The organism is Streptomyces sp. NPDC001027 (assembly GCF_040299045.1).
Taxonomy (GTDB): Bacteria; Actinomycetota; Actinomycetes; order Streptomycetales; family Streptomycetaceae; genus Streptomyces.
Window position 1 is genome coordinate 1 of record NZ_JBEPBI010000232.1, and the last position, 11971, is coordinate 11971.

The window sequence follows — 11971 nt, forward strand, 5'->3', positions numbered from 1 at the left end:
TCTACCTGGCGAGCCCCGCCGCGGCCTCCGTCACCGGCGCCTCGCTCGCGGTGGACGGCGGCATGCAGGGACTGCGGCTGCGCCCGGCGGACCGGTCGTGAGGACCACCGGGCTGGGCGCCGGGACGGTGGCCGTCTCGGAGCTGGCGCTCGGCTGCGCCGCGCTCGGCAACCTCTACCGACCGGTGTCCGACGACGACGCCCAGGCCACGGTGGACGCCGCCTGGGACGCCGGCGTCCGCACGTTCGACACCGCGCCCCACTACGGGCTCGGCCTGTCCGAACGCCGGCTCGGCGCCGCGTTGTGCGACCGCCCCCGCGACGCCTACACCCTCTCCACCAAGGTGGGCCGGCTGCTCGTCCCGCAACCGCAGGGGGCCGCCGGCGACGACCTCGCGAACGGCTTCGCCGTCCCGGCCACGCACCGCCGGGTGTGGGACTTCAGCGCCGACGGGGTGCTGCGCTCCCTGGAGGCGAGCCTGCACCGTCTCGGCGTCGACCGGATCGACGTCGTCCTGCTGCACGACCCGGACGACCACGCCGAGCAGGCGTTGCGCGAGGCGTACCCGGCGCTGGAGCGGCTGCGCGCCGAAGGCGTGATCGGCGCGATCGGCGTCGGGATGAACCAGTCGGCTCTGCCCGCCCGGTTCGTGCGCGAGACCGACGTCGACGTGGTCCTGCTGGCCGGCCGCTACACGCTCCTGGACCAGGAGGGGCTCTCCGAACTGCTCCCGGAGGCGGCCGCGCGGGGCCGTGGCGTCGTCATCGGCGGGGTGTTCAACTCCGGTCTGCTCACCGCGCCCCGGCCCGGGGCCACCTACGACTACGCGCCGGCGCCCCGGCCGGTGCTCGAACGGGCGCTGCGGCTGCTGGCGGTCTCCGAACGCCATGGCGTGCCGCTGCGGGCCGCCGCGCTGCGCTTCCCGTTCGGCCACCCCGCGGTGGCGAGCGTCCTGACCGGGGCCCGGTCGCCGCAGGAGGTGCACGACACCGTGCAGCAGCTGCGACGCCCGATCCCGGACGCCCTGTGGGAGGAGCTGCGCGCCGAGGGGCTGCTCGACCCGGACACCCCCGTCCCCTCGGCCGCCCCGGGCGGGCGCACCGCACCTGCCGGGCACGCCGCCCCCGCCGGGGAAGCCACGTCGCCGAAGGAGCCGTCATGAGGGTCGCCCTGCACACCAAGGTCCGCGCCGACCGCGTCGAGGAGTACGAGGCCGCACACCGCGAGGTGCCCGAGGAGCTGACCGCCGCCATCCGCGCCGCCGGGGTGAGCGAGTGGACCATCTGGCGCAGCGGCACCGACCTGTTCCACGTGCTGGACGTCGCGGACTACCCGGCGATGATCGCCGAGCTCGAGAAGCTGCCCGTCAACATCGCGTGGCAGGCGCGGATGGCCGGCCTGCTCGACGTCGCCCACGACTACTCAGCGGACGGCGCGGACGCCTCGCTGCCGGTCGTGTGGGAGCTGTGACGACACGGCGACCACACGGCGCGGGGTGCGTCAGTTGTCGCGGAGGAACGCCTGGGCCAGCCGGTCCCCGGCGGCGACCGCCGCGCTGTGGCTCTCGATGGGGGACACCTTCGAGTTCTTGAACAGGATGTAGGTGACGCCGGAGTCGGCGCCGCCGTTCTCCGGGTCCGGATCGATGCCGAGCGCCTTGGCCGTTGCGTACGAGGCCTCGCCGATGATCTTCGTGGGGCCGGTGTCGCCGACGACCGCGTACTCCACCTTGTTCTGGTAGATCACCGCGACCACCCCGCCGCCCTTGATGCCGGCGGAGCTGTAGTTCCACAGGGAGCTGGAGCTGGGCACGACCACGTAGGGCAGGGCGTCGGCGCGCAGCGGCTTGCCGTCCGACTGGTGGAACGCCGTGTCGTCCTGGTACCAGGGGTCGGTGGCCTCGCTGCACTTGGAGGTCCGCTGCCCGTCGCAGTCGACGTCCATGTCGGCCTTCCAGAAGACCGCGCCGTTCTTGCCGCACACCGGGACGGTGGCCGACGTCTCCTCGTCGGTCCGGTACTTGCCGTTCGATATCTGCGAGCAGGACGTCACCTTGGCGAGCAGGGCGGCGGCGCTGACCGAGCCCTCCCGCAGCGCGGCGGGGCCGGCGGCGTCCGCGTCGGAGCCGCGGGCGAGACCGGACGCGTTCGACGGCAGGAAGGCGGTGGCCAGGAGGGCGGCGGCGGCCGCCGTGAAGGTCAGTGAACGAGGGCGCACGGTGGGGGACCCTTCTGTTAGGAAAGTTTCCTTACTGGGTGGCGTACAACGTGGACCCTCCCCGCCGATGTCGTCAACCCCCTGGCGGGAACCGGAGATTGGCCGGAAGTGGAGGGGGCTTCATCGGTCTGGACCATTGACCGGACCGCGTTCGACCGGGACTCTGTTGCCACACCCCAGGAACCACTGTGTGAATCTGGGTCATGTACATGAACCATGAACTCTGGACATGAGCGAGGTGGGACAGTCTTGAGCACATCCCGCAGGACTCTGCTCGGCGCGGCGCTCGGCAGCGCGGCGACGGCCTCGGTCGTCGGCCTGCCCGGCGCCGCGCACGCCGCCTCCTGGCAGCAGAAGTGGGCCCCGACGGCGCGCCGCGACGGCCTCCGCGCCTTCGAGACCGTCGAGGACGACCGCGCCGACTCCCACCCCGGCGGGCAGCCGCACATCCGGACCGACGGCGACAACTGGCGTTTCACCATGCACAAGGTCGACCGGGACACCTCGACCGACCGTCAGCGCCAGGAGGTCACCGGTCTGCGCAACGGCAGCGGCGCCGACTACCTCACCTGGACCCCGGGGCAGACCTGGCGGGTCACCTACTCGATGTACATCCCCAGCTCGCTGAAGGCGACCACCACCTTCACGCACATCATGCAGATGAAGCAGCCCGGCAACGGCACCTCCCCGATCGTCGTGCAGTCGCTGCGCAGGGTGAACGGGCGGCAGACCATCGAGCTGAAACTCGCCGTCGACGACATCCTCGTCGGCCGCACCGACCTGGAACCGCTGCACGACACGTGGACCGACGTCGACTTCCAGATCAAGGTCGGCAACGGCTCGGCGGGTTCGGTCCGCTGGATCCTCAAGAGCGGCGGCGCCACCGTCGTGGACGCCTCGAAGACCGGCGTCGACACCTTCCTGGCCGACCGGGTGCGCCCGAAGTGGGGCATCTACCGCTCCCTGGGAGACGCCTCCGGGTCACTGCAGGACACCTACCTCCTGCTCACGGCGCTGCGCGGCTACCAACTCGTGTGAGCAGCCCGTCAGGCGCCGCCGTCGCCCCTCCTGGCGCAAGCACACGCAAAAACGGTCCGCGTCCGACGAAGCGACCGGGCAGGATGATCCTTGTGGCCGCCGCGCGCCACGGCACAGGGGCCCCACGGGAGATTCTGCATGGCTGACCGCTATCCGTACCGGATCGCCGCCAGGAGAGGGGAAGCGACCCTGATCTGGCGGCCGGGCGAGGGCGACGACCCCGATGCGCTCGCCGTCGACGACCTGGGAAGACTCCTCGCGTTCCACGACCTCGACGCCCTCCAGGGCCACTGCGACCGCAACGGCTGGAAGCTCGTCCGGGAGGACGAGGCCACTCTCGATCTCGACGTCGTACGCCGGTGGGCGGAACACCCGGGGCACGGGCCGGTCCCGGCAGGCCTGCTGCTGGAGGCCTGGAACTTCTTCGACGACCTCTCCCACAGCCTGGGGGTCGGTACGGGCCCGCCGTCGCGGGGACCGCTCCAGGACCGCGCCTACGAGAAGCTCTTCGGCGGCGAACCCCTCGAGCCCGCGGCCGGCGACGGAGCCTGGACGGACCAGGAGGCCCAGACGGTGCGCGAACTGCTGCGCGCGGGGCTGGAGCTCTGGGAGCAAGCCGTGAGGAACGCCTTCGTCACCGGCTGACCCGGGCCCGGATGACCGGGCCCGGGTCGCATGCGCCCGGTTCAGCCGTGCGCGGCCCTGCGGAGGCAGGGGCCAGGTCTGTCACAGGCCGCTGACCTTGCTGCTCGCCGTCATCTCGTAGACGAGGGTGACGGTGCGGTGGCCGCCCGGCGCGAGGGCGAGGTCCCACCGGACGATGCCGTCGGCGTCGACGGCGTCGGGCGCGGGGGAGCAGGCGTCCTCGCGCAGGCGCGTCTGCACGGCGGAGATCTCGGAGACGGGCATCCGCTCACGCACGACGACCACTTCCTCGCCGGGGGTCCCGGGCGCGTCCGGGGCGTCGAGGGAGGCGGCGTCCGGGGCGGAGAAGCGGGACACGTGCAGCCGGACGGTACGGGTCACGACCGTTCGCTGGGTGAGGGCGGAGGTGTCGCGAACCTCTTCGGCGTCACGGACGACGCGGTGATCGTCGAGGCTGCCGAAGGCGAGTTCGACGCGGGCTCCGGGCGCGGTGAAGTCCAGCGCGCCGCGGCCGCTGTACCCGCTGCGGCGCACCAGATCGACCGGGCCGGCGAGCAGGGCGTGGCCGGACAGGTTGTCGAACCCGGCCACCTGGGTGACCAGCGGGGACAGCTCGGGCGCGCAGGCGTGCTCCACGCTCGCTGTCGTGGTGAACGCGGAGAGCGGCACGCGGTGGGCGCGCCCGTCCCCGGGGACGTGCACCGGCGCGGGGGCGTGCAGCACCCGTGTCTCGCCGCCGTCGTCCACTCCGGGCAGACCGATCACCGGCGTCGGGCCGAGGTCCGCGATCTCCTCCTCGCGCAGTTCGACGTCGACGCTGCGGCGTTCCGCGGGGGAGCGGTCCTGGAGGGTGAGCCGGTCCTCGCGCAGCCGCGGCGGGACGGCGGCCTGCGCCGAACGGGCCGTGGACAGCGTCAACGTCACATCGGACCAGTCCTCGCCGGTGCGCTGCCAGACCATCGCGTCGGTCTCCAGCGACAGGGAGTCCCCGTCGAGCACGGCCCGGTAGACGGGCCGCCACAGCGCACACGCGGTGAGGTGGCTCAGCCGCAGAGCGGCCTGCCCGGGGGCCGTGGCCTCCACGGTCAGTTCGACGTGGGCGGTCAGTTCGGCCGGTTCTCCCTCGGCCAGCTCCATGGCGTTGCGGGCCGCCGTGAGTTCGGCGCTGCGGGCGGCGAACCGGGCTTCCACGGTGCGCAGTTGCTCGTCACGGGAGTCCCGCTCGCCGTCCAGACGGTCCAGTTCGCGTTCCCAGCGGGGCCCTTCGACCTCTCCGCGACCGGCGCCCTCGCCGATCTCGCGCAGCAGATCGGCGGCGAGACGGCCCAGCGTGTCGAGGCGGGTGTGCAGCCGGTCGCGCTGCCGGCCCAGGACGAGCAACTCCTCTTCGAGGGCGTGCACACGGTGCCGAAGCGCGGTGTCGTCGTCGGCGGGCCGGGGCCCGCGCGGGCTCCAGCCACGGACGATCCGCGCGTCGAGCACGGTCGCCGAAGCGTCGGCGGTGAGCTCGGCGTGCAGTGTGCGGTCGACGGCCAGCGCGCTCACCGGGCCCAGGCGCAGCCGCCGGACGCCGGCCTCAAGGTCGAGGACGGCGGTGCGCTCGACGTGGGCGCGGTCCTCCAGACAGGTGACGGCCGTGACGGGCAGGGGGATCGGCTCGGGTGCCGTGGACATGGGTGCGTCAGCTCCTGCGGTTGCCGCCGGCCAAGGTCTTGGCAGAGGGGATGCGGATCTCGTAGCCGCCGTCGAGGGCGGCCGTGGCGCCGGCGGGCAGCTCCACCCGCCAGACGCGGGCGCCGGGGGCGTGGTGTTCGGCGTCGCCGTCCGTGCGCGGCGCGGTCCAGTCGGCTCGTTCCTCGATCCGGACGTCCGGATCCGAGGTGACCGGAACCCGTTCGCGGACCTCGACGGTGACGGGCTCGCCGAGCCGGTTGGCCAGCTCCACGTGGGCGCGGTGGTCGAGCACGGTGGTGGTGTTGCGCAGCCCGGCGGTCGTCTCGTGCAGCTGCGTGCGGCGGGTCACCCGGACGCCCTCGGCCTGGCCCAGTCCCACCCGGCACACACCGCCGGGCGCGAGGGTGGGCAGGGCCGCCGTCAGCAGGAAGTCGTCGCCCGCGGTGATCTCCACGGGGCCTGCCAACAGCGCCTGGCCGGTGGCGTTGGAGAGCGCCAGCGTCGCGTACACGGTCTGCTCCACGGACGGCACGCACAGGTACTCGGTGCGCAGACCGACCGAGATCTCACCGACGGTGACGGTGTGCCAGGCGCCGTCGGACGGGATGTCGGCGCGGGCGGCGGCGTCGAAGCGGTGGTCGAACGAACCCGCCGACTCGCGGGGCCGCACGGCGTGTGCGGGCAGCTGCAGCGCGGCCACGCTCTCGGCGCGGCGACGGTACTCGGCAGCCGTCGGGTCGAAGGGGGCGTCGGGGAACAGTCGGCCGCGGCGGGCGGGCTGTTCGTCCGGTCCGCACAGGACGAGAGCCGTGTAGTCGAGTTCGGATCCGCTGGGCCGCGGCGGACCGGCCTGACCGGAGCCCACGGGTGCGGGCGCGGAAGGCCGGGGCGGCGCCGCCCGGCCGGGAGCCGCGGGCATGGCGGCGGGAGGCATGGCGGCGGGCGCGGAGGGAGCGCGGCTTGCGTGGGGCGTCCCGCCGCCCGGGTGGGAGAGGGCCGTCTGCGCGTGACCGTCCCCACCGCCGCCGAACGCCTGCGGGTAGGCGCTGCCGGGCGCCGGGGGCGGTGCGCCGTAACCGGGCGGCGCGGCGGCGAGCGGCTGGTCGTAACCCTGCGGCGCCATCGGCATCGGCATCGGCGGCGGGGGGACAGGGGCCGGGGCGCCGGCCCCGGCCACGGGACGTCCCCCGGCGCCGACGGTCGGCCGTGCCACGGCGGGGCGGCGCCCGGCCGCGTCGTACCCGGCGAACAGATCGGCCAGACCCGACGGCGGTTCACGCCAGCCAGGCGGCGTAGGGTCCGTCTGGCGCCGTCCGATGCGCAGCGAGCGGAGCCTGGGCAGGTCGGTACGGCGCCCGAGGTCGGCGGTCGCCAGAGCGAGCCGGACGCCGGCCCAGTCCTCGCCGGTGCGCTGGGCGACGGAGGCGCGCAGCACCAGGCGGCCGCTGCCGTCGCCCTGACGATGCGTGAGCCGGTACGCCGGCGCCCAGACGGCGCCCGGCACCGCGTACTCCAGCTCCACTTCCGTGTCACCGCCGGCGCCGTCGAAGGTCACCAGCGCGCAGACCGTGGTCGCCACGTGGGCGGCCGGTGCGTCGGTGGAGGCGCGGGCCAGCCGGTCGGCGGCGACCGCGAGGGCGTGCTCCGCCCGGGCCAGCGCCTTCTCCGACTCGGCGAGGCGGGAGTGCAGTGCGGTGAGCCGCTCGTCGACGAAGTCAGCCAGTTCCAGCCATGCGTCGACCGGGGTGCGGCGGTGCGGGTCGTCCCGCCTGCGGGCGGGCGGGACCGGACGCAGAGCCCGGACCTCGTCGATCAGGCGCACCTGCCGGTCGTGTCGCGCCTGCGCCGCCGCGCACTCCTCGCGCAGCGCTTCCACCTCGCTGCGCAACGCGTCGGGCACGGTGGCGCCGAGCGGCTCCGCCTCGACCTCCACGCGTGCCTCGACGACGCGTGAGCCCCCGCCGCCCGTGACACGGACGCGCAGGGACCCGGCGTCCAGCGCGCGCGGGAGACCCGTCACACGGACCCGGCCGTCCGGCGGCACGGCGCCGCGGGCCAGGCGGCGGCAGAGGGCGCCCTGCGCGTACACCACGACCGCATCGAGGGCCGACCCCCACCTCGGTGCTGTCCCTGCCGTCATGTGCTCCGCCCCCGTCACGTCAGTGCTGGCTGAAGCCTACGTCCAGACGGTCGATCCCGTGCCCGGAGCCACCGCCCGGCACACACACCGCTTCCGAGCAGGCTGACAAGCGACGCACAGAGCAGCACACTGAGCGCATGCGCTACGAGAACCGGGCGAGGCTCATCGCCGTGCGGGCGCTCGTCGCGGCCGCCGTCCTCGTGTCCTCGCCGGTGCTGCTCCTGGCCGGTGCGCCGATCCGCAGGCGGTATGTCCGCCACGTCCTGCGCGACGCCGCCCCGCAGATCCTGGACAAGGAGCGGGGACGGGTCGGCGTCCACTACTTCGTGATCACCAGCCGTCTCCTCGCATGGTGCTGCCGGCCGACGGAGGCGCTCGGGCGCTCCCTCGCGCGCCGCGGCGGGACACCGGGCGGCTGATCACCGCCGGGACACCGGCGGGCCGATCACCGCCGCCGTGCGCCCGACTGTCACATCTCGGCAGCAGCCTGGTCACAGGCCTCCGCGAAAGCCCGTCGGCGGGGCCTGTCTGCGCGTCCGCCGTGGCACCATTCCTGCGCACGCTTCACGTCCAGGGGGGACACACCATGCGCATCCGCGCCACCATCGCCACCGCGGCCCTGCTTCTCGCCGCGCTCACCGCCTGCTCCTCGTCCGGCGACGACGCCCCGCCCGCCAGCGACTCGGGCACGCCCGTCGCCGAGCCCACCGTCAGCGTCCCCGCGGAGCACGAGGGCGACGACCTCAAGGCGGCCGTCGCCGTCTACACCGCCTCCTACTTCGCCGGCGACGTGGACACCGCGTACGGCATGCTGTCCGCGCGCTGCGCGAAGAAGATCACCAAGGCCGCGTACACCGAGGCAGTGAAGAAGGCGTCGGCCGACTACGGCGCGGACCACACGGTGAGCGACGTGCGGGCCGAGGTGTCCGGCAAGACCGGGCGCGCCGACTACAAGGTGACGGGGCTGCCGAAGTTCGACCAGCAGGCGCAGCCCTGGGCGTTGGAGGGCGACGCCTGGAAGTACGACGCCTGCTGACTCAAGGCTGGCTCGACGAGACGGGGTCTTCGGCCCCGCCGACGGAGAACGCGATGACCCTGACGTCGGTGCCGGTGCCGGTGGTTGTGCTGGTGCCGACGTCGGCCGTGACGTCGGCGACGGCGGCGATGGTGAGGTCGAGGCGCATCGGCGTCATGGCGCCCTCCGTGTGACGCCGATAGGTCACCCGGTAGGTCCGTGCGACGCCGTCCCCGACGGAGCGGACAACCCCTTCGCGTCCGGCGGCGTACTGCGGGAACCACCGCCGCGCGAACGCGTCGGCCGATTCGGAGACCTGTCTCCCGCTGAGAGACGCCGCTCCACCGCGCCGGTGTGACGACGAGGCGCTGACCAGCTCCCTGTCGGGCCACCAGCCCGAGACGCTCCCGCGGTTCGTGTCAACGGTGATCCTCAGCCGGTCACCGCTCTTCTCCGTGGCGGCCCCGGTGATCTCGGTGCCGCTGCCGTAGATGTCCCTGGCCGCGGAGGTGAGCCACGCGTCGGCCTCGACGGAGGACTCGGCGAGGCCGCGGTGGTGCTCGTCGAGCGCCACGACGTTCACCCCGGTGACACGGCTGTCGAAGACGGCGGTCACCGCCACGGCGCCGGCCGCCGCGAGGGCGACGCCTCCCAGGAGATCGCGCAGCGGCCTGCGCGGCGGAGTGCGTCGCAGCCGGAGCCACAGCGCCCCGGCCAGGGAACCGACCACGGCGCCGGTCGCGTTCGCCACGAGGTCGGTCACGCTGCACGACCGGCCCAACGGAACCGCCGACTGCGACAGTTCGACCGCCGCGCTCAGGACGGCCCCCGCGGCCGCCACGGTGACAGGGCGCCGGAACAACTGGACGGCCAGGAACCCGGCCGGTGCGAAGAGGGCGATGTTCAGCAGCGAACTCTCCGACGTGAACAGGTACGAGGGCGCTCCCGTGTCGCACTGCCCCGTGGGGAGCCCGGCGTCACCGGGGAGCAGTGTCACGGCCACGATGCCCGCCAGCTGGACGGCCAGGGCCGTACGCAGCGGCCAGGGCCTGCCGAGGGCCTTCGCCGCGAGCGCGGTGGGAGCCCCGACGACGACGGCGAGGACCAGGAAGGAGACGAGCAGCCCGGGCACGGCCGCGACGGACGCTTCGATCACGAGGGGACTCTCGGGTCGGCACGCCCGGGGCGCCGGACCTGCGCCCCGGGTACGGATGACACGGCGTCGGGCTCAGGCGCCGTCCCGCTGCGCGAACTGCAGGGACAGCGACCGCAGGACGTCCGCGGTCGAGGTGTCGGTGTCCCCCTGGTCGTGGACCTCGGCCAGGTGCACGAAGGCGTAGGAGAAGCACCGGGAGAGAGTGACGATGGCCGGCCCGAGCGCCTCCGTGACGAGGGCCGTCGTCTCCTGGGCGGTGGCGTCGGCGGGCAGCTTGATCTCGGGCAGGGTCTCCATGAGGAGTGCGGAGATGGATCCCGTCAGCGCCGCCTTGACGTCCGGGTTCTCGCGGGCCTGTCGCCGCATCTCGATCGCTTCGGTGAGGATGCCGACCACTCGCTGCATGATCTCGGATTGCTGCATGGTCGCAGCCTACGAGCGGGCGCGGTGCGACGAGGCGGTTTACCGGGTCGTCGCCCCGACGGCGTGTGCACCGCGGCGCGTTTCACCGGGACACGGCACCGCGGGCGGACGCGATCACGGCGCCTGCGGCGGACGCCCGGCAGAACCGTCCGTGAACCATCGGTAAACCGTCCGTACCTGGGAAGACGGGCTTTTGATCTTCATCGACGTCCTCGGGGAGGAAGCATCACCATGGCCGCACCCGTACCCGCTCCGCGTTCCGTGCGCCGCACCCGCCGGTTCGAACTCCGGGCCACGGCCCTGTACTTCGTCCTGCTGGCCGTCCTGCTGACGGTGGTGGGCACGGTCGCCCGCACGGCTGCGGCCGCCGCCGAACGCCGGCCCGCCTGGGCCGTCGCGCTCGCGCTGGTGGCCGCCGGCACTGTCGTGGCGGGCTGTCGCGGCGGGCGCAGGATATCGGCGACGAGGCTGGCGCGACGCGCCGCGGCAGCCCTCGACGAGGCCACGATGACGGCGGTCGACGCCCTCGACGCCCTCGACGCCCCGTCACCCGCCTCCGCCTCAGCGCCTGCCCCCGCGCCTGCCCCCGACCCCACCACCGACCCCACCACCGACCCCACCACCGTCCCCGCCGCTGCCCCCGGCCGGGAGGCCGAGCCCTCCGCCGCCCGCGACGGCACGGAACGGACCGTCCTGCTCGTCGACCCCGTGGACCAGGCCGGGGTCGACACCGAGGAGATCGCCTACGAGACCCTGGACCCCTACGAGTTCGAGCAGGCGATAGCCGACCTGTGCCGCCGCGACGGGTGCCGTGACGCAGACGTCGTGGGCGGGGCCGGCGACCTCGGCGCGGACGTCGTGGCGAGGACGCCCGACGGGCGTCTGCTCGTCATCCAGTGCAAGCACTACTGCGAAGCCAACCGGGTCGGCTCCCAGGACATGCAGCGGTTCGGCGGCACGTGTTACACCGTTCACGGCGCAGACGTCGCCGTGGTCGTCACCACCAGCGACTTCACGGCTCCCGCGCTCGAGTACGCCGAGCACTGCGGCATCGTCTGCGTGGACGGCCGGGAACTCCTGCGCTGGCAGGACGGCGTGGGACCACGACCGTGGGAGTCGACGGAGCGCGTCGGTTGACGAAAAGCGTCAACCGGGGAGGCCGTCGCACACGTGGTCCGAGATGCTGAGCGGATGACGTTGAGAATCCACATCGGCGGCCTGCCGTCCGAACGGGCGCGGTTCGCCGCCTCCCCGCTGGCCGAGCTGACCGCGATGCTGCACGTGCTGGCCGAACCCGGCCACCACCCGCGGCTCGCCGAGTGGGCCCGGGACGTGCGCACCGCGCTCCCGCCGGAACTGGCCGAGCGGCTGCGGGAGGCGGAGTTCCTCTGGCGTTCCTCGCAAGCCGACTTCCTGCTGCCCGCCCGGCCCCGGGCGACCCTCGCCGAGGAGCTGGACGACGTCGACCGGATCGACGACGCGTCGTACGCGACCGCGGCCCTGGTCACCACATGCGGCAGCAGCCGGGTCCGGGCCGCGCCGTCGCCGCTCACCGACGCCGCCGCCCGCCGGCGCGCCCTGGACCTGGCCCAGGCCCGGGGCGGACGGCAGGAGGCCTTCGCGGAACGGCTCCTCGCGGACCCGGCCGGTGTGCGGACATGGG

General features: G+C 73.9%; 13 protein-coding genes and 1 pseudogene. 9 read left to right on the forward strand and 5 right to left on the reverse strand.

The window, feature by feature from the left end; genetic code table 11:
• The 3 genes and pseudogenes from ABT300_RS35500 to ABT300_RS35510 form a co-directional block, all read left to right on the forward strand.
• Positions 1–101 (forward strand): annotated as a pseudogene (locus tag ABT300_RS35500) (short-chain dehydrogenase); the annotation flags it as partial.
• Positions 98–1162 (forward strand): aldo/keto reductase, encoded by a 1065-nt coding sequence (locus ABT300_RS35505; RefSeq protein WP_351684814.1) that lies wholly within the window; start codon positions 98–100, stop codon positions 1160–1162. The pseudogene ABT300_RS35500 and the gene ABT300_RS35505, both read left to right, overlap by 4 nt.
• Positions 1159–1470 (forward strand): L-rhamnose mutarotase, encoded by a 312-nt coding sequence (locus ABT300_RS35510; RefSeq protein WP_351684816.1) that lies wholly within the window; start codon positions 1159–1161, stop codon positions 1468–1470. The genes ABT300_RS35505 and ABT300_RS35510 overlap by 4 nt, the downstream gene beginning before the upstream one ends.
• A 30-nt stretch (positions 1471–1500) precedes the next feature.
• Here ABT300_RS35510 and ABT300_RS35515 read toward each other — a convergent pair whose 3' ends face one another.
• Positions 1501–2217: a glycoside hydrolase family 75 protein gene (locus ABT300_RS35515; RefSeq protein WP_351684819.1), complete on the reverse strand. Its 717-nt coding sequence runs from the start codon at positions 2215–2217 to the stop codon at positions 1501–1503.
• Positions 2218–2466: 249 nt separating this feature from the next.
• Here ABT300_RS35515 and ABT300_RS35520 point away from each other — a divergent pair, with 249 nt between their 5' ends.
• Positions 2467–3255, forward strand: a complete 789-nt coding sequence (locus ABT300_RS35520; protein ID WP_351684821.1) for a polysaccharide lyase family protein — start codon at positions 2467–2469, stop codon at positions 3253–3255.
• A gap of 138 nt (positions 3256–3393) precedes the next feature.
• Positions 3394–3900 carry a hypothetical protein gene (locus tag ABT300_RS35525; RefSeq protein ID WP_351684824.1) on the forward strand — a complete coding sequence of 169 codons (507 nt, stop codon included), beginning with the start codon at positions 3394–3396 and terminating at the stop codon, positions 3898–3900.
• Positions 3901–3981: 81 nt separating this feature from the next.
• Here the strand turns inward: ABT300_RS35525 and ABT300_RS35530 are convergent, their stop codons facing one another.
• Entirely contained in the window at positions 3982–5574 is a 1593-nt protein-coding gene (locus tag ABT300_RS35530) for a mucoidy inhibitor MuiA family protein (protein WP_351684826.1), read from the reverse strand.
• 7 nt (positions 5575–5581) lie between these two features.
• Positions 5582–7714, reverse strand: a complete 2133-nt coding sequence (locus ABT300_RS35535; protein WP_351684829.1) for a DUF4139 domain-containing protein — start codon at positions 7712–7714, stop codon at positions 5582–5584.
• A 137-nt stretch (positions 7715–7851) separates the two neighbouring features.
• On the opposite strand from ABT300_RS35535, the gene ABT300_RS35540 reads away from it, so the two are divergent.
• Positions 7852–8133, forward strand: coding sequence for a hypothetical protein (locus ABT300_RS35540; RefSeq protein WP_351684831.1), 282 nt, complete (start codon positions 7852–7854; stop codon positions 8131–8133).
• Positions 8134–8300: 167 nt separating this feature from the next.
• Positions 8301–8750, forward strand: coding sequence for a hypothetical protein (locus ABT300_RS35545; protein ID WP_351684833.1), 450 nt, complete (start codon positions 8301–8303; stop codon positions 8748–8750).
• 1 nt (position 8751) lies between these two features.
• Here ABT300_RS35545 and ABT300_RS35550 read toward each other — a convergent pair whose 3' ends face one another.
• Positions 8752–9885 (reverse strand): VanZ family protein, encoded by a 1134-nt coding sequence (locus ABT300_RS35550; RefSeq protein WP_351684835.1) that lies wholly within the window; start codon positions 9883–9885, stop codon positions 8752–8754.
• A 72-nt stretch (positions 9886–9957) separates the two neighbouring features.
• On the reverse strand, positions 9958–10308 hold the full coding sequence (locus tag ABT300_RS35555; protein WP_351684837.1) for a hypothetical protein: 351 nt from the start codon (positions 10306–10308) through the stop codon (positions 9958–9960).
• Positions 10309–10539: 231 nt separating this feature from the next.
• On the opposite strand from ABT300_RS35555, the gene ABT300_RS35560 reads away from it, so the two are divergent.
• Together ABT300_RS35560 and ABT300_RS35565 are read left to right on the forward strand one after the other, a co-directional pair.
• Entirely contained in the window at positions 10540–11445 is a 906-nt protein-coding gene (locus ABT300_RS35560) for a restriction endonuclease (RefSeq protein WP_351684840.1), read from the forward strand.
• A 54-nt stretch (positions 11446–11499) separates the two neighbouring features.
• On the forward strand, positions 11500–11971 hold a 472-nt coding region (locus ABT300_RS35565; RefSeq protein WP_351684843.1), incomplete at its 3' end, for a DUF5937 family protein.